This window comes from Thermanaerothrix sp. (assembly GCA_026417795.1).
In the GTDB taxonomy this organism is placed as follows: Bacteria; Synergistota; Synergistia; order Synergistales; family Synergistaceae; genus Thermanaerovibrio.
In genome coordinates, this window is sequence record JAOACP010000036.1 from 1 (window position 1) to 17,304 (window position 17,304).

Consider the following 17,304-nt stretch of genomic DNA (forward strand, 5'->3'; position numbering starts at 1 on the left):
TCAGATGTGTATAAGAGACAGGTCCAGGGCGGCGGTGAATATATCCACCTCCGGGTGGCTCGACCTGACCCGAGCCACTCCCTCCGGAGCTGCTATGAGGGATACCAATGATATCTTCTTTCCCCCCCGGCGCTTGACTAAATCTATGGCAGCGGACGCGGAGCCACCGGTAGCCAACATGGGATCTACAACATATATATCCCTGTCTTCTATGTCCCCCGGCAATTTACAATAATACTCCACCGGCTCCAGGGTGTTTGGGTCTCTGTACAGCCCCACGTGGCCAACCTTGGCGTTGGGGATGAGCCTTATTATCCCCTCCACCATCCCCAACCCGGCCCTTAACACCGGGACAACGGCCATCTTCTTCCCAGAAAGGGTAAATGCCTTAGTGAGGCCCAAAGGGGTGCAAACCTCTATCTCCTCAAGGGATAGGTCCCTGGTTATCTCGTAAACCATAAGACCCGCTATCTCCTGCACCAACTCCCGGAAGTCCTTAGAGGATGTGTTCTTATCACGAACTATGCCAAGCTTATGCTGAATCAGGGGATGACTGACGACCACCAACCTGCCCCCGGACTGAACTTGGCACAGGGCCTCAGACTTGTAGATGGATCTTTCATAATCCCTTATCTTTTGGTTCCTAGCCTCATAGCGCCCACCAAGGAAGGATGTCTTAAGCCATACGTCAACCATCTCTAACGCCAGGTCTTCCCCAAGGATCCTGCCTCCCAAGGCAAGGACGTTGGAATCGTTGTGTTCTCTGGACAGCCTGGCTTCCGTAGCGTCCCTACAAAGCGCCGCATATACACCAGGCACCTTGTTTGCGATTATGGACATGCCTATTCCGCTGCCACAGACCACAATTCCCCTCTCCGCCTCACCTCTGGATACCGCCTCCGCCACCTTTATTCCCCAATCAGGGAAATCTACCTTTGCCTCAGCAGAACAGGTCCCCAAGTCCAAAACTTCATAGCCCTTATCCAGCAAATACTTACCTATACGTTCTTTTAGTGGAAATCCCGCGTGATCCGCACCTATCGCTATCTTCATATCAGTTATCCCCCTCTTTCAGCCAAAGAAGGGCTAGAAAAGCCCCTACAAACACACCTAAGGCATTATGCCACAAAAAATGGGCAGCCAAAAGCCGCCCTCTAAATCAAGACAGGGTCCACAATCGTGGAAGTTTACTTAGAGCACAACACATCGTCAAGGATGGATTCCGCAGTTGAATAGGGATCCGCCCTACGAAGCAGCAGATCCTCCAGAAGGCCTTCATCCCTTCGCTTCGACCACTCTCGCTGAACCAGCGCCGATATCTCCTTGCGAAGCACTCCCTCCACCATGGCCTCTATCCTGGACAGCCTCCTCATCTTCCCCTCCTGGCTGTTCAGCACGTGCTCCCGATGGGACATCACGGACTTGACGGCATCGTCTACGCCGTCACCCCTTTCTGCACAGGTCTTAACCACAGGGGGTCTCCAAGTACCCCTGAACGATATGTCCAACATCATCCTTATGTCCGCAACCACCTTGTCGGCCCCATCCCGATCGGCTTTGTTCACCACGAAGACATCGGCTATCTCCATTATGCCGGCCTTCATGATCTGAACGTCATCCCCCATTCCAGGGACCAACACGAGGCAAACCGTGTCAGCCAGCTTGACTATGTCAACTTCTGACTGCCCCACCCCTACGGTCTCTATAATCACCACGTCCTTGCCGCAGGCATCCAAGATCAAAGCCGCCTCTCCAGTTGCCCCGCTAACTCCCCCAAGAGACCCTCGGCTTCCCATGCTCCTTATGAAAACCCTGCTGTCCACCGCATGATTCTGCATTCTAAGCCGGTCACCCAATATGGCCCCTCCGGAAAAAGGGCTGGAAGGATCGACCGCTATAACCCCAACGCTCCTGCCCATATCAAGAAAATGCTGGATCATCTTATCCACCAACGTGCTCTTGCCCGCCCCAGGACTGCCAGTTACCCCTACAACATGAGCACGCCCAGTCCTAGGATAGATGCTCCTCATCACCCCGTCCGCCAAAGGAGACTCGCTTTCGACCAGGCTTATGAGCCTGGCGATGGATCTGTGATCACCGGAAAGTGCCGCATTCACCAGCCTATCCAATAGCAACGCCCCTCTTCCTTCCATAGGGTTAGGGTTTGATTCCATGATATAACATCCTCAATGCCATGACAGTGTCAACGCCAAGAGCGAATTTTGCCAAAACTATCTGAAGACACCGGGCCAAAAGGGCACCCAGTCCCTAAAGCTGTACATCTCTGCGTCCACAAAGATAGAGACGAGAGCATCGGACACATTCCCAAGAGGCACGTCTACTCTAGACAACGGCATGCGGAAGGTCCAATAAATTCCCTTAAGCGGGGCTAAGGATGGCACGCCACCGGCGTAAAGATATCCTCCCGCAAGGCGCCTTGCCATATCCAGCTTCATCGGCACTGGAGCTCCTTGGGAAAGAACGTCCAACCTTATCCCATTTATAAGACAAAAAGCCAAAAGCCGTTCCAATGCCTCATCGTCCAGACGAACACTGGAGCTTACCGCTAAAACCTCCGGCAAACCGTTGCCCCTCTCTATAAAAGATTTAACCCCTTCCCACAGGGTCCCAGATCCTCTGGCATTACTCAAAATCAGGCTTTCCGGGGCATCATCTGCGTAACCTTCAGACGAGATTGATATCATGGCTAGCTTGTTCTGCCAAACCCCCCTTGAAACGGGACTAATACGCCCCATGTAGGAGCTGAGAAATGGGGATAGCTTGGCCACCATGGTCAGCTGATATAAGTCCTTTTCCTCTATGGTCATGCTACGGACGCCCAGGAAGCCAACCATGGGTACCCCCGGGCGAATAGCCCCCCACATGGGGAGCCTTCCACCTTGATCAAGAAGGATTATCCCACCCTCATATAAACATATAGTCCAGGGATCTTTTAACCCACGCTGCACCGCCTCAAGAGTCACCGCTGGGGAGGTGATAGGGCTCGTCTTGAAAATAGTTCCTCCTTCAGCAAGGATAAAAAGCCCCCCTTCGTGGTTCCAAACCACATCCCTCACCGATGGAACCCTTATGGAAGCCACCTCTTTAATGGAGATGGCGCCATCCCAGTCCAGGACGTACACCAAACCCCTTCCCCTGTCGGCCACAGCAAACCTGTTGCCCATTACGTCAACTGCCACAAGCTCCGGGAGCTTATTCCCCTTAGCAGTTGGATTCCAAGAGCTAAAGACCCTGCCGTCGGTGGATACTACGGCCAGCCTGCCATTGTCCTGATCTGCCAGCAAAAAAACGCCGTCTTGAAGGACCGCAGCATCAGCTATACGCCCCGAATATCTGAGGAAGGAGTCCACATGGATTTCCCTGCTGTACTGGCTCTCTTCAACTCGAAATGAATCGCCATTTGAGCAGAAGACCACCCAATGCAGATAATCCAAAGGGACCACCGCAGATGGAGACTTAAACTTAAGACTGGCAATCCTCTTGCCATTGGCATACACATACACGCGGTCACCCAGGGAGTCCACCAGGAAGAGCTTATCTCCAATAGAGCTTACCTTGCCGGCACCCCCCATGCCCCAAAGGAAAAGTGGATCCCAGCGCGAGAAAAGCCCCTGCACCTTTGCGTCTAAAAGGTGTACTTCGAGGCGTGACGACACGGGGTTTAAGGATGCCTTCAAGGAGGCTCTTTCCTGCTCCATCCCCTTAAGCAACGCCCTACCCCTGTAATCGGTACGTCTAACCTCCAAGTAGTACCTCATAGATCTCTCTGCTTCCTTGAGATCCCCCATCCTTCGCTGAATCACAGATCTTAAGAAATATGCATCCACCATATAGGTATCCTTCTTCAGCGCCCCTTGAACGTTGGAAAGGGCGCTCCAATACCTACCGCTCAACAGGTCCCTGTAACCCATGATGAACAGGGTCTCAGAAGCCCGCCTATCGGCCTTTGGCATCTCCTGGGCGTATGAAAGGCATTCAACAAAGATTGATAAACACAAAGCAAGCAATAAAACCCTAAAAAACCTCATCTCAATATCTCCTTCCCAAGGAAGGAATAAAATGTAAGGGTTATAGCTCCAGCAAGCAAAAAACCTAACAACATCCTAAGATAAAATAAAACCCCAGGACCTCCTGGCCAATATCCCCTGTATATGTTCATCACAGCCCTAGCCACCAAAAGAGCAGCAAGAAAAAACAATAAACCCAAAAGAGCCTGGAGATTAATCATGCTAATAGAAAAAACGGGGGCCATTCTAATAACACCTCACTCCTTAAACCAGTGAACTGCCTTTGTATGCTTCTCATAAATAAGTCTTAATATTACGTTATCCCTAAATATCTTTGGCGGAACCGTAGCCACGGCAGCCAACATAACCAATATGGCAGCGCCCATCGAAACTATAAAAACCAGCAGTATCTGCTTTAAGAACGACTCCTTCTTTTTCCTTATCATCCGCAAGGGCATGATGCAATCCCCCCTCCTATGCTCCATAATACCAGTTCGACCTAAACTAAAAAAACTGGAGGGCCAACCACAGGCTCTCCAGTTTTAGATACCCCATGCCACAGGATTCCCTGGGCATCCTTACGGTGATGCAAGAGGACAGGACTTTGTGCCCAATCCTACTGGATTGATCACAAAGAACACATTCAAACAGCGGTTCAGACAGCCACGGAGCTCCCCATGGATCTGTCGGCCCATATCTGCCTTAAAACCCTAACACAAACCTCAAGAGCCCTCTTCCCGTCCCTTATTCCCACAAGAGGCTGACGGCCTTCCTTGACACAGTCAAGGAAGTGCTGAAGCTCCATCTTGAGGGGCTCCTTCTTGGGATAAACTGGATGCTCAACCACCTCCACAAGCCCCGACCCACTTTTCAAACACCGGTTAATAGAAACATCCTGGGACTCGAAGTCCACCACGATGTATCTCTCCTTTTCCATTATATCCATCTGACGTATCCTCTTCTCAGAAACCCTGCTGACTAAAACGTGAGCTATGGTGCCATTCTTGAAGGTTATCTGAGCACATGCTATGTCCTCGTGGTCAGACCTTATCTTAGCTCCAGTGGCGGATATTTTATCTATCTCCGAGTTAACCATGGACAGGATTATGTCTATGTCATGGATCATAAGATCCAACACAACGCCAACGTCGCTTATCCGCGGTGAGAAGGGGCCCATCCTCCGTGTTTGTATGAACAAAGGTTCTTCTATCATGCTCTTAACATATTGAACGGCACTATTAAATCTCTCCACGTGGCCCACCTGAAGCACCAAGCCCATATCTGCAGCCAGCCTAAGGAGGCCTTCTGCTTCTTCCACCTTTGTGGTGACTGGCTTTTCCACCAACACATGAATGCCCCTCTTAAGGGCCTCGGAAGCCACTTGATAATGCAAGCTGGTTGGCACCGCAACGCTGATGGCATCCGGCTTTACCTGATCCAGGAAGGCCCTGAAATCGGTGAAAGACTGCACCCCCATGGTCTCTCCAACATAGTTAGCCCTATCTTCGTTAGCGTCCACCACCCCAACCAAATCAGCTCCCAGTATCTCAGAGTAGAGCCTGGCATGATGGTACCCAAGATGTCCAACCCCTATAACTCCAACCCGAACAGAAGACAAAACAATCACTCCCCTAACAACAAAAGGCCTTTCACCAACAGCGCCGTTTTACACCGCCATACATGGGCAAATTACCATCTATAAATATTCTCACCTAAAGCACACCCCAAGTGGCATTTAACGCTAAAGGAATAAAGGGCAAGTTTGTTGTTTTTTATTAAAACATCAAGACAAATTCGGCGGATTCCCTAGACCAAACAAAAGGATCATTCTCTCCTGTGTGGCATCCCGTCTGTAGGACTTAAGGGCCGGCTCCTCCATAGTACAGCCGGGATACACCAATATGTTAGAGATATCCATTTTGGAAGATAATTGACTGATGACCGCCTTCTTAAGGTCGAAGAAAACCCTTTCCCCTGCTATCCTGTGACAGTCAGACGGAAGGCGATCCATGCCAACCACCGTAAGCGGATCATCCAACCTTCTTTCGTAACACTTGCCACATACCGATGGCCCTATCCACCCCGTAACACCGTTCCAATCGGGGGTTAGCGCCTCATCAACTTTGCTTAATGCCTTAGAGCATATGTTAGCCACGGTACCCGCATACCCGGAGTGCAGCCCCACCACCCAATTCGATGAGGGATGCCCAAATATAACCGGGATGCAATCCGCGAACCGCAACATCCCCACCGCCCCAGGCTCCCTAATTATCAGGCCATCCGCTTCGGGGCGAAGGGGAAAATAAGGCAGCTGACCAGTAATAACCCTAGAGCCGTGTACCTGCATCGGTACCACCATCTTAGTTGGAGCTACACCTATAAGTCGCGCGGCCTCCTCTATTGCCCTGAACTGGTCTGCCCCTGCCTTCACGGACGGTCCGTCCACCACGAACAGTCCCCACCACTTAGAACTGCCTTCCGGTGTCAAAAGAAAAAGGGCGTGCCCATTGGATACCATTCTGTCACATTTGATCATGCTTTTTTATCCTGCTTCTTACGTATCCCACCAAGAACAGGCTGCCGCATACCACCGTAACCTCCGAATCCATGGCTGCCATATCAATCGCCACCATGGGATCATCACTGAAACCGCCTACCGGCAACCCCATGCGATTGGCCATACCCCAAAGACTTTGTGCGGTAGCTGACCTCTGGGACCCCGGCACCTGGGTAAAGAAAAACCTGTGAGTTACAGCCTTCAGTGCCTCTAAGATTCCCGATATGTCCTTATCGGCCATGGCTGCGAAGACCAACGAGCATCTTCCCTCAAGGCCTAGGGCCATAAGGCTATCTGCGAGAGCCTTAGCTCCGTGGGGGTTATGAGCCCCATCAAGGATCATGTCCCTGCCATCCTGTAGGGGGATCCACTCCATCCTCCCTGGCCAACTAACATCCCTTAGGCCAGACCTAATGTGATCCTCCGATAGGGGGAATTGGCCTCCAATCGATTCAAGGGCCATCAAAGCCAACGACGCATTTGCAGGTTGATGAACCCCGGTCAGGGCGAAGAAAAGCCGCCTGGGTTCTCCGTCTTTAATCCTTAAAAACTCTACCCCCCTAAGGGATATATCGCACAGCTCCACCCGGCACTCTTTTGAATGAATCATAGGAATCGCTGAAACATCCGCGCATCTTTTTACAAACAACATCTCCAGTTCTTCATCGCCGCCGGCAAAGACGGCAGGCCTACCAGGCCTTATTACGGCCATCTTTTCATTGGCTATGCTGTGCAAACTATTACCAAGGAACTCCGCGTGATCCATGCCTATGGGGGTGCAAACCACACATCTCACGTCCCCTAGCATGTTGGTGGCATCCAATCTACCACCCATCCCAGCTTCCACAACCGCAAGGTCAATCCTTGCATCCGCAAAGTCCATGAACGCCAATGCGGTAACCAGCTCAAAGTAAGAAGGTCTATCGGCGGATAACCTCGAATCGCCTAAGATCAGCGCCTCAAGTTTCTTCGCTCCTACAAGCCACCTAAAGGGATCAGCCAGGTGGTCTCCGATTCGCAATCTCTCTGCGAGGCTTTCCAGATGTGGACTTGTATACAATCCAACCCTGTACCCTCCGGCCTTTAGACAAGAGAACATCGACGAGCACGTGGATCCCTTGCCATTGGTACCCACCACAAGAACCGATGGGAACTTCCGCTGAGGGTTATCCAAAAGGTTCAATAATCTAGCCAGCCTGGCTAGCCCAGGCCTTATGCCAGGGCTAGCCAGCTCACTAAGTTTACGTTCAACCTGACTCCAAAGGTCATCCATGGCTATTAGCAGCTTAGGCTTCGTATGTTCTCCCGGATCCTCTCAAGCCTTGCCCTTCGCTCTTCCAGGGCGCAACGCTCCTTCTCAACCACCTCAACAGGGGCCCTCTCCACAAATGATCTGTTGGACAGCTTGGCAGAAATCCTGTCTATGTCCGCCAGGACTTTCTTCTCCTCCTCAGAAAGGCGCTTTATCTCCCCTTCTATATCCCAAAGCCCTTCCACGGGGAGGAAGACATCCACCTGGGGCAACACGCAGGCCAAGGACTTAGAAGGTGAGGGTGCATCTGCCCCACACAACTCCAGCCTTTCGCACTTTGTCATAAGACATATCAAATCCTGGTTCTCCTGTATGACAACCTCCATTTGCTGGTCCCTTGGACGAATCACGAAGGACGAAAGCTGCTTCTGGGGAGGAACGGAGGCCTCTGCCCTCAAGTTCCTCATCCCTTTTATCAACTCCTGCAGGCTCCCCATGGAAACCTCAACTTCCTCCTCGCCCAGGATGCCGCCAAAGTCATAGGAGGGCCATCCGGCGGACATTATGAGGGAGCTGCCAAATGGGAAGTGATGCCATATCTCCTCTGTCACGAAGGGGATAAAAGGATGCATCATCCTCAAAAGGTCCCTGAAGAGTATCAACAGCACCCTTTGCGTTGAAGTCCTTCTATCCTCCCCTTCGTCCCCTCGAATGGCGGGCTTTACCAGTTCCAAATACCAGTCGCAAACCTCAGACCAGGTAAAATCATACAGGAGCCTAGCGGATTCCCCGAAGTAATACCCCTCAAGGAGTCGCTCCATTTCGGACAACACCGTCTTGAGGCGATGCAAGATCCACCGGTCGTGAAGCCTTAGATGCTTGGGATCCGGAGATGGAACTTCTCCATCTAAGACGCCTTCTTCCAGGTTCATGAGGGCAAAGCGGCTGGCGTTCCAAATTTTGTTAAGGAAGAACCGATAAGTTTCTATCCGGTTGGAGGAAAGGCATATGTCCCTGCCCTGAACCGTAAGGGCCGCCAGGGTCATCCTGAGGGCGTCGGCCCCATACTTCTCTATTATGTCCAAGGGGTCTATCACGTTACCCTTGGATTTGCTCATCTTCTGCCCCTTCTCATCCCGCACTAGAGCGTGGATGTACACGTCCCTGAAGGGGACATCGTCCATAAACTCCAGCCCCATCATTATCATCCTGGCCACCCAGAAGAAGATTATGTCAAACCCGGTAACCAGAAGACCAGTGGGGTAAAAAGATTCCAGCTCCTTGGTCCTCTCAGGCCATCCCATAGTGGAAAACGGCCAAAGAGCGCTGGAAAACCAAGTATCCAAAACATCCTCGTCCTGCCTTAAATCAGAAGATCCGCATTTCGGACACCGAGATGGAGTTGTTTCATCCACTATGACCTCGCCACACGAACAGTACCATGCGGGGATTCGGTGCCCCCACCATAACTGGCGAGAGATACACCAATCCCTTATGTTTTCCATCCACTGGTAGTATATGTTCACCCAATTCTCTGGAACCCACTTTATACGTCCTTCTTTGACCGCCTTAACCCCCGCTTCGGCCAAGGGCTTAGCCCTTACAAACCACTGCTCAGAGAGATAGGGCTCCACTATGGTATGACACCTGTAACAATGTCCCACAGAGTGGCGGTGCTCAATCACTCTCACAAGCACCCCCGATTCCTCAAGGGCCTTCACCATACGCTCTCTAGCCTCAAAACGATCCATGCCGGCGAAGAAATGGGCTTCTGCCGTCATGATACCTTCATCGTCTATGACCTGAATCGCCTCCAAACCGTGCCTTTGCCCCACCAAGAAGTCGTTATGATCGTGGGCAGGGGTTATCTTGACACAGCCGGTTCCGAACTCAGGATCCACCATATTATCCTCTATTACCGGTATGACACGTCCCACGATTGGAACCACCACATTGCGGCCCACAAAGGACCTGTTCCTCTCATCCCTCGGATGCACCGCAATGGCCACATCACCAAGGATGGTCTCAGGCCGGGTGGTCATGACATGCAAAGCCCCTTCTCCATCGGCAAAGCGATAGGCCACCTCGTAAAGCTTCCCATCTCTTTCCTCGTGCTCAACCTCAAGATCGGAAAGGGCCGTCCTGCAACGGGGACACCAATTTATAAGATATTTGCCCCGGTAGATGAGGTTCTTGCGATAAAGTTCCACGAAGACCTTTCTAACTGCTAGGGAAAGGCCCTCATCCATAGTAAACCTCTCCCGGGACCAATCACAGGACGCCCCCAGCTTCTTCAGCTGGCTTATTATCCTGCTTCCATACTGCTCCTTCCATTCCCAAACCTTCTCAACAAACCCTTCCCTGCCAAGATCCTTACGAGATACCCCTTGAGACGCCAAGTGCCTTTCAACCACGTTCTGGGTAGCTATGCCCGCATGGTCCGTCCCTGGCAACCACAACACCTCATAGCCCTTCATACGCTTGTAACGGCAAACTATGTCCTGAAGGGTGTTGTTAAGAGCATGCCCCATGTGAAGCGAACCAGTTACGTTAGGAGGAGGAATAACTATGCTGAACTTAGGCTTCTTAGAGTCTGGATCCGCCTTAAAAACATCGTTCTCAAGCCAAAGACCATACCACTTGTCCTCTATGGGGACCGGATCGTAGCTCTTGCCCAACGTAATCTCTCGCATCAAAACGCCTCCCCCTTACGCATTAAGAACTCTATTTACTCCTAGCCTCAATCCAACGGATCAATAAAGCTGGTGCCCAGGAGCCATTGGGTCAGTTTAGACTTAAGCTCCGAAAGGCCAAAACCCGTTGAAGCCGAAACCAGGAAGGGTCCAAGCTGACACCTGAAACCATCTCTTATGTACCTATCAAGGGTTGACTTTCTTTTAGAACCGCTTATCTTGTCCGCTTTAGTGAAAACGACCCCAACCGGCAGGCCGAGGCTCTCCAAATATCCCTCCATCCGGCGGTCATTCTCCAAAAATCCATGTCTAAAGTCCACCAGTTGTAACACCAAAGACATCCTCAAGGAGGAAAAATAACGTTCTATGGTTTTCTTCCATAGATCCCTTTCATCGCCGCTCCTGGAGGCAAAACCATACCCCGGAAGATCCACCAGGACAAACGGGGAATCCCCATGTACATGGAAGAAGTTTATGCTCCTGGTCTTCCCAGGGGTTTTGCTAACCTTGGCAAGTCTCGACCCTATCATGGCGTTTATAAGGCTCGACTTCCCCACGTTCGACCTTCCAACCATCACCACCTCTGGCAAAGAAGGTGGAGGTATTTGATCGTACCGATAGGCACACCTAATCAAATCCGCCCGCCAAAGCATGGCAATCATTCCCCCATAAGGATCGGGAAAACCTCATCCATAGATGACACAAAGTGGAACGTTAATCCCCTTTTAGCCCACTCTGGCATTTCCTCCACGTCCGGCCTGTTCGCTGCTGGAAGGATGACCTCCTTTATGTCGTTACGTTTGGCCGCCAAGCACTTCTCCCGGATACCCCCTACGGCAAGCACCGCACCCCTCAGGGTTATCTCCCCAGTCACTGCCACATCGGTTCTCACCGGAGTCCCCCTTACGGCAGAGCATATGGCCAACGCCAGAGCCACTCCAGCGGAGGGACCATCCTTTGGGGTAGCTCCCTCGGGAACGTGGACGTGCAGATCCACCTGATCCCACTTAACATCTCCCATGTTTAAAGAGTGGGAATTGGACCTAAGGAATCCAACCGCGGCCTGCGCGGATTCCCGCATTATATCTCCGAGGTTGCCGGTGAAGGAAACGTTCCCCTTACCCCCCATAGAGGCCGCCTCTATGAGCAACACATCCCCTCCTGACTCGGTCCATGCAAGCCCCACCACGGTACCAATAGATCGTCCCTTTGGTATCGAGGCATCATACCCCCTCGGGGCGCCAAGATACTTAACCAACGATTGGGGTCCAATCTTAGGGGCTTTTACAACCTTACCACTCTCAACGGAGGACACCATGTGGTAGGCTATCTTCCTTGCTATTTTCGATAGCTGGCGGTCAAGGTTTCGAACTCCCGCTTCCCTTGTGTAATCGGATATAACCTTGGATATGGCCCCCCTGGTTATGGATACTCCAGAACCACCAAGGCCGTTCTCCTTTAGTATCCTAGGCCACAGATGCCTCTCCGCTATGCTAATCTTCTCCTCCAAAACATAACCGGGTATGCTTATGACCTCCATCCTGTCCAAAAGAGGCTTAGGGATCGAATGATGATCATTTGCAGTGGTTATGAACATGACCCGGCTAAGATCAAATGGCACCTCCAGGAAGTGATCGGAGAACCCTTGATTCTGCTCCGGATCCAACACCTCCAACAGCGCCGCTGCCGGATCCCCACGGAAGTCGGTGCCTATTTTATCGATCTCATCCATAAGCAAAACCGGGTTTTTAACGCCGGCCTGCCTTATCTTCTGGATTATCCTGCCAGGGAGGGCCCCCACATAAGTCCTGCGATGACCACGGATTTCAGCCTCGTCCCTGACGCCGCCTAAGGACATGCTAATAAACTTACGATTAAGCGCCCTCGCTATAGACCTGGCCAGAGACGTCTTTCCAACACCGGGAGGCCCCACAAAACACAGTACCTGGGCTCTAGTGTCGCTGCCCGCCAGTTTCCTAACCGCCAAGAACTCAACTATCCTGTCCTTGACCTCTTTAAGGCCGTAATGGTCCTCCTCCAACACGCTCTTTGCAACCCCTATTTCCAACCTATCCTTGGTCTGGTTGCTCCATGGAAGGGCAAGCAACCAATCCAGATAAGTCCTTGATACCGTGGCCTCCGCGGAAGTTGGGGGCATCTTGGAAAGCCTCTCCAGCTCATATCGGGCCTTTTCCTTGGCCTCCTTGGACATCTTGGCCCGCTCTATCTTGGCCCTATACTCCTCCACCTCCGCAACCCCATCGGAACTTCCAAGCTCTTCCTGTATCGCCTTAAGCTGTTCCCTGAGGTAATACTCCCGGTGCCCCCGCTCCATCTCCCTGCGAACCTTCTCATGGATGCTGTGCTCCATCTCAAGGAGTTCGTTCTCCTTGATAAGCAGCTTAAGCTCCTCCATGAGCCTTTCGTTCACCGACGCGGCTTCAAGGAGAAGCTGTTTCGCCGCCACGGGGACAAGAAGGTGGGATGCCACAAGATCAGCCACCTTCTCCGCCCCTTCCTCCGAAAGAGGGGCAAAAACCTCCGCAGGCACCTTAGGATGAAGCCCCACATAGCGTTCAAACTGCTCAAGGACAGACCTTCTTAACGGCTCGGTCTCTTCGTCGGAGTCCACCTGGTAGTCGAAGGGAGAAACATGGGCTGTTATCATGTCCGACCCCACGGAGAAGGAGTCAACCCTTGCCACATGATCACCCTGCACCAAAACCTTAAGGGTACCATCCGGAACCTTAATCATCTGGAGTATGGTACATACGGTCCCCACTCCGAAGAGATCATCCTCTTTGGGGTCCTCCAGCTTAAGGTCCTTCTGGGCGACCACGAATATGGTCCTATCCTTTTCCACCGCTTTCTCAATGGCCTTCAAGGACTTAGGCCGTCCCACAAATAGAGGCGTCAGTATGCCAGGGAATATCACCATGTCCCTCACGGGCAACACTGGCAATGGAAGGCTCTCTTCGGTCTGTAGAAAAAGTTCCTCTATACCAAATTCAAAGTCTGAAGTATCTCCCATCAAGCTACCTCCTGATCATCCCTGGGATAAAATTCAGGGGATCCTTCTCCTAAAACAACCCTTTCGCTTATAAGCACCTTGCCAACCCTGGATGCTCTGGAAGGCATTTCATACATCAAGTCCAGCATTATGGACTCCATTATTGACCTCAAGGCCCTGGCTCCAGTCTTCCTCTCAAGGGCCTTACGGGCAATGGCCCTGATTGCCTCCTGAGTAAATTCCAGGTAGACCTTGTCCATCTCAAATATCCGCTGGTACTGCTTTATGAGGGCATTGCGAGGTTCTTGAAGTATCCTAATCAACGCTTCCTCATCCAGCGACTCCAAAGGCACTATTACGGGCAACCTACCCACAAACTCCGGTATAAATCCATAGGTAATGAGGTCATCCGCCACCAGCTCTTTATAAAGGGAGTTCCTCTTGTCCAGGTCCCTAGCGGATGCCACATCCCCGCCAAAACCTATCACCTTCTTGTTGGTCCTGCGGGCAATGATGGACTCCAACCCATCAAATGCCCCCCCACATATGAACAGTATGTTCTTAGTGTCCACTTGAATGAAATCCTGATTAGGATGCTTTCTGCCTCCCTTAGGGGGAACGTTGGCCACGGTTCCCTCCAATATCCTAAGAAGAGCTTGCTGGACCCCTTCCCCGGAAACATCCCTGGTTATCGAAGGGGACTCAGACTTTCGGGATATCTTATCTATTTCGTCTATGTAGATTATGCCCCTTTCCGCAGCCTTAACGTCGTAGTCCGCCGCCTGCAGGAGGCGCACCAATATGTTCTCCACGTCCTCTCCAACGTAACCGGCTTCCGTAAGAGTGGTAGCATCGGCTATCGCAAATGGTACCTTAAGGAGCCTCGCCAAAGTCTGGGCCAGCAAAGTCTTTCCAGAACCCGTGGGACCAACCAACAAGACGTTGCTCTTAGGAAGCTCCACGTCCTCCTCCCCAGGGGTGGTTGTTATACGACGGTAGTGATTGTAAACCGCAACGGAAAGAACCTTCTTAGCCTGGTCCTGCCCTATTACATACTGATCAAGGAAGGACTTTATTTCATCAGGCCTTGGGATCTTGTCCAGTCCCAACGGTTCTTTTCTATCCCCCAGGTTTGGAGATCCGGATATGTGCTCATCACTAAGTATTGTGTTACAAAGGTTGACGCATTCATTGCATATGTAGACCCCCGGGCCGGCTATCAGCTTGGCCACTTCGTCCTGCCCTTTGCCGCAGAACGAGCAGCGAACCCTTCTTCTCTTGCCCCCAAGGTCATCGTTCTCGTTGAACATATCTTCACCTCTGATTTTGCGTATTTTTATCCCCAATGATAAGCCAAACGGCCGCAGGGATAATCACATATTACAACAAAAGGAGAGGGTCCGAAGACCCCCTCCGTCATAGCAGGCCTCAACGGACACCAGACTAACGCTTCTCTATCACCTTGTCCACTATGCCATATGCGCAAGCTTCCTCGGCAGACATGAAGAAGTCACGATCCGTGTCCTTGGCAATCCTATCCATGGGCTGCCCGGTGTGCCTAGACAAAATCGAGTTGAGGATTTCCTTAACCCTCAATATCTCCCGGGCTTGGATCTCAATGTCCGACGCCTGCCCCTGGGCTCCGCCTAACGGCTGATGAATCATTATCCTGGAGTGCGGTAAGCAGATCCTCTTCCCCTTCTCGCCTGCCGCAAGGAGCACCGCCGCCATGCTGGCCGCCTGCCCGGTACAAATGGTAGAAACAGGACATTTAACATACTGCATGGTGTCATATATGGCCAAACCCGCAGTCACTACCCCACCGGGGCTGTTTATGTAGAGGTAGACATCCTTGTCCGGGTCCTCGCTTTCAAGGAACAACAACTGGGCCACCACAAGGTTCGCCAGGTGATCATCTATCTCCTGGCCTATGAATATTATCCTGTCCTTAAGCAGGCGGCTGTATATGTCGTAGGACCTTTCGCCCCTGCCAGTCTGCTCTATAACATAAGGGATCAGGTAAGACAAAGGGACACCTCCTCCCGGCCTTAATTCAACGCCTTAAACACACTCAAGCCATCAGGCCTGAGCTACTTCTTCTATCTTAACGTTGGATACCAACCAATCTAAGGTCTTTCTCTTCCTTATGGAACTGGCCATCTCATCGAGCCTGGATCGGTTAGATGCGAGGAAAGAACGGAACTTAGACTCTTCAATACCAACGCTGGCAGAGACCTTACTTATTTCCGCCTCCAGATCATCGGGGGTAACGTCGATGCCCTCCCTATCCGCCAACGCCCACAGCACAAGCTCCTTCTTTATGAGGTCCTTAGCCCTCTCCAGCATCTCCTCCTTGAGCTTATCCTCGTCGGCGCCGGACTCCTTGAGGTGCTCCTCCCACTCCTTGCCGGTCTGCCTCTTCACACGATCCTTTTCCTGGGACAGCATATGATCCCTTTCCTTAAGGGCCATTTCCTCCGGTATCTCCACATCACAAGCATTGCAAAGCTCCTGAAGCGCCGAGGCCCTCACCGCATCTTCGGAACGGGCGGCAAAGCTTCTCTCAATTCCCTCCCTGATGGCCTTCTTCAAGTCCTCAACGGTCTTGCATTCTCCCTGGGACACCCGCTCCGCCAGCTGATCGGTCAGCTCTGGTACGACCACCCTCATTATCCCCCGTATGGACATGGCATACCGTATGACCTTGCCAGCCACCTTCGGGTTGTTGTACCCCTCGTCAACCCTTATGTCCACGGACACCTCATCTCCAACGGACTTGCCCACCAGGGCGTCAACGATATCGGTCCTTATCGAAGGGTTGGAGAGCTCCACCTTGGTAATCTGGGAGTCCTCAAGCTTTTCTCCCACCTCGTCACCATCAAGCACCCAAGAACTGTACAGAACCTCTACCACGTCTTCGGAAGTTATAGGCCTCTCCTCAACCACTGGCTCATGGGTAGCGTTGGCCTCCAGAATACGGCGAACCTCCGCATCTACCATATCATCGGTCACGGAGAAGACCGGCTTCTTAACAGAAAGAGAGGCTATTTCGGGGAAGTTAACCTCCGGCCTCAGGGAAAAGGTGAACTCCATCTCCAATGGCTCTCCCTCTTCCACCTTGCCGAGCTTAACCTTGGGATCCTCCATGAGGGTAAGATCATACTCCTGGATGATATCCCCCATCACCTTGGGAAGGATTTGATCCACGGCCTCCTCATATATTGCCCCCTTACCCAAGAACAGCTCCAACGTCCTGCGGGGCACATGGCCCTTGCGGAATCCCTTGAGGTTTACCTTCTTCGAAAGATCCCTCACCGCAGCAGATACGGTCTTCGAGAAGGAATCGGCATCCACCACAGCCTTGATTACCAGCTTGTTTTTCTCCTGCGAGATTATCTCGGATTTCAACCAACACAACCCCTTTCAGCCCTATACCCGCATGGTGTTTGAAGGACAACGGTCAGTATAACACAGCACGCCCCCAAAGGGGACAGCAAGCCCCCACCATTAGGCACACACCGGACCAACATAGTAATAATGCCGCCCTTAGGGCGGCATCGTCTTCTAAGATGGTGGGTGGTAGAGGATTCGAACCTCTGACCTCCTCCGCGTCAAGGAGGCGTTCTACCCCTGAACTAACCACCCAACGAGCGGCATTCTACAGATTTTATCTGGATCTGTCAACATCCGAATTGCCTCACGTAAAATCTAAACGAAAAGGGAACGTTGCCTCACCTAAGAATCCAAACGAAATATGATCCCCT

13 protein-coding genes, 1 tRNA gene and 2 pseudogenes are annotated in these 17,304 nt (G+C 51.9%); all 16 read right to left on the reverse strand.

What is annotated here, in order from left to right:
- Window positions 1-21 precede the first annotated feature (21 nt).
- The 16 genes and pseudogenes from upp to N2315_07710 all read right to left on the reverse strand — a co-directional run bounded on the left by upp (window position 22) and on the right by N2315_07710 (window position 17,185).
- Window positions 22-594, reverse strand: a pseudogene (gene upp, locus N2315_07635) (uracil phosphoribosyltransferase).
- A gap of 33 nt (window positions 595-627) precedes the next feature.
- Window positions 628-1,053, reverse strand: a pseudogene (gene rpiB, locus N2315_07640) (ribose 5-phosphate isomerase B).
- Window positions 1,054-1,187: 134 nt separating this feature from the next.
- The gene (gene meaB / locus N2315_07645) at window positions 1,188-2,153 is read right to left on the reverse strand and encodes a methylmalonyl Co-A mutase-associated GTPase MeaB (protein ID MCX7829058.1); all 966 of its coding nucleotides are present in this window, start codon (window positions 2,151-2,153) and stop codon (window positions 1,188-1,190) included.
- 78 nt (window positions 2,154-2,231) lie between these two features.
- Window positions 2,232-4,049 carry a hypothetical protein gene (locus N2315_07650; protein ID MCX7829059.1) on the reverse strand — a complete coding sequence of 606 codons (1,818 nt, stop codon included), beginning with the start codon at window positions 4,047-4,049 and terminating at the stop codon, window positions 2,232-2,234.
- On the reverse strand, window positions 4,046-4,249 hold the full coding sequence (locus N2315_07655) for a hypothetical protein (GenBank protein MCX7829060.1): 204 nt from the start codon (window positions 4,247-4,249) through the stop codon (window positions 4,046-4,048). The genes N2315_07650 and N2315_07655 overlap by 4 nt, the downstream gene beginning before the upstream one ends.
- A gap of 36 nt (window positions 4,250-4,285) precedes the next feature.
- The gene (locus N2315_07660) at window positions 4,286-4,486 is read right to left on the reverse strand and encodes a hypothetical protein (GenBank protein MCX7829061.1); all 201 of its coding nucleotides are present in this window, start codon (window positions 4,484-4,486) and stop codon (window positions 4,286-4,288) included.
- A gap of 197 nt (window positions 4,487-4,683) precedes the next feature.
- Window positions 4,684-5,646, reverse strand: a complete 963-nt coding sequence (locus N2315_07665; protein MCX7829062.1) for a Gfo/Idh/MocA family oxidoreductase — start codon at window positions 5,644-5,646, stop codon at window positions 4,684-4,686.
- A 165-nt stretch (window positions 5,647-5,811) separates the two neighbouring features.
- Window positions 5,812-6,477 carry a polyphenol oxidase family protein gene (locus N2315_07670; GenBank protein MCX7829063.1) on the reverse strand — a complete coding sequence of 222 codons (666 nt, stop codon included), beginning with the start codon at window positions 6,475-6,477 and terminating at the stop codon, window positions 5,812-5,814.
- Between the two features lie 73 nt (window positions 6,478-6,550).
- Window positions 6,551-7,858: a bifunctional folylpolyglutamate synthase/dihydrofolate synthase gene (locus tag N2315_07675; GenBank protein MCX7829064.1), complete on the reverse strand. Its 1,308-nt coding sequence runs from the start codon at window positions 7,856-7,858 to the stop codon at window positions 6,551-6,553.
- Window positions 7,859-7,863: 5 nt separating this feature from the next.
- Window positions 7,864-10,530: a valine--tRNA ligase gene (locus N2315_07680; protein ID MCX7829065.1), complete on the reverse strand. Its 2,667-nt coding sequence runs from the start codon at window positions 10,528-10,530 to the stop codon at window positions 7,864-7,866.
- A 47-nt stretch (window positions 10,531-10,577) separates the two neighbouring features.
- Entirely contained in the window at window positions 10,578-11,183 is a 606-nt protein-coding gene (gene yihA / locus N2315_07685; protein ID MCX7829066.1) for a ribosome biogenesis GTP-binding protein YihA/YsxC, read from the reverse strand.
- A 5-nt stretch (window positions 11,184-11,188) separates the two neighbouring features.
- Window positions 11,189-13,561, reverse strand: a complete 2,373-nt coding sequence (gene lon / locus N2315_07690; GenBank protein MCX7829067.1) for an endopeptidase La — start codon at window positions 13,559-13,561, stop codon at window positions 11,189-11,191.
- Window positions 13,561-14,850 carry an ATP-dependent Clp protease ATP-binding subunit ClpX gene (clpX, locus tag N2315_07695; protein MCX7829068.1) on the reverse strand — a complete coding sequence of 430 codons (1,290 nt, stop codon included), beginning with the start codon at window positions 14,848-14,850 and terminating at the stop codon, window positions 13,561-13,563. Before clpX ends, lon begins: the two co-directional genes overlap by 1 nt.
- 133 nt (window positions 14,851-14,983) lie before the next feature.
- The gene (gene clpP, locus N2315_07700; protein MCX7829069.1) at window positions 14,984-15,559 is read right to left on the reverse strand and encodes an ATP-dependent Clp endopeptidase proteolytic subunit ClpP; all 576 of its coding nucleotides are present in this window, start codon (window positions 15,557-15,559) and stop codon (window positions 14,984-14,986) included.
- Window positions 15,560-15,619: 60 nt separating this feature from the next.
- On the reverse strand, window positions 15,620-16,948 hold the full coding sequence (gene tig / locus N2315_07705; protein ID MCX7829070.1) for a trigger factor: 1,329 nt from the start codon (window positions 16,946-16,948) through the stop codon (window positions 15,620-15,622).
- 162 nt (window positions 16,949-17,110) lie between these two features.
- Window positions 17,111-17,185: transfer RNA gene (locus tag N2315_07710), tRNA-Val, on the reverse strand.
- Window positions 17,186-17,304 lie beyond the last annotated feature (119 nt).

Coding starts and splice junctions, on each gene's coding strand:
- meaB (MCX7829058.1), bottom strand. CDS start 2,153: ATGGAAGGAAGAGGGGCGTTGCTATTGGATAGGCTGGTGAATGCGGCA.
- N2315_07650 (MCX7829059.1), bottom strand. CDS start 4,049: ATGAGGTTTTTTAGGGTTTTATTGCTTGCTTTGTGTTTATCAATCTTT.
- N2315_07655 (MCX7829060.1), bottom strand. CDS start 4,249: ATGATTAATCTCCAGGCTCTTTTGGGTTTATTGTTTTTTCTTGCTGCT.
- N2315_07660 (MCX7829061.1), bottom strand. CDS start 4,486: ATGCCCTTGCGGATGATAAGGAAAAAGAAGGAGTCGTTCTTAAAGCAG.
- N2315_07675 (MCX7829064.1), bottom strand. CDS start 7,858: ATGGATGACCTTTGGAGTCAGGTTGAACGTAAACTTAGTGAGCTGGCT.
- N2315_07680 (MCX7829065.1), bottom strand. CDS start 10,530: ATGCGAGAGATTACGTTGGGCAAGAGCTACGATCCGGTCCCCATAGAG.
- yihA (MCX7829066.1), bottom strand. CDS start 11,183: ATGCTTTGGCGGGCGGATTTGATTAGGTGTGCCTATCGGTACGATCAA.
- lon (MCX7829067.1), bottom strand. CDS start 13,561: ATGGGAGATACTTCAGACTTTGAATTTGGTATAGAGGAACTTTTTCTA.
- clpX (MCX7829068.1), bottom strand. CDS start 14,850: ATGTTCAACGAGAACGATGACCTTGGGGGCAAGAGAAGAAGGGTTCGC.